This window comes from Streptomyces sp. A 4/2, assembly GCF_940670765.1.
Taxonomy (GTDB): Bacteria; Actinomycetota; Actinomycetes; order Streptomycetales; family Streptomycetaceae; genus Streptomyces.
This window is the reverse complement of sequence record NZ_CALNVW010000107.1, coordinates 1-318: the sequence shown is the minus strand read 5'-3', so window position 1 is coordinate 318 and position 318 is coordinate 1. Positions and strand designations below refer to the sequence as shown.

Genomic DNA, 318 nt, shown 5'->3' with positions numbered 1-318 from the left:
CGGCGTTGGCGGCGAGTTCGGAGACGACCAGCGTCAACGCGTCGTGTGCGTCGCTTCCGTAGGGGACGCCCCACGCGTGGAGACGTTTCCCGGCGAGGCGGCGGGCGAGGCGGGCGCCGCGCGGGCTGGAGGTGAAGCGCATCGTGAAGTGGTGCCAGGGGAAGCGGGGTTGGGTGGTGCGGAGGGGGCGTAGGGGGAGTGGTGGCTTGCTGTTCATGCCTCCACGGTGACGCGCGGTGGCGTAGCGTGACCAGGGGTGACGCGCCGTCGCGGGTTGGTTGTACGCGGTGGGCGTTCGGCGTGTACGTATGTGGGACA

Annotated in this window: 1 pseudogene; it reads right to left on the bottom strand. The window is 70.8% G+C overall.

The features are described 5' to 3' along the window. Positions 1-217: pseudogene (locus NBY69_RS37230) on the bottom strand (ATP-binding protein); the annotation flags it as partial. Positions 218-318 lie beyond the last annotated feature (101 nt).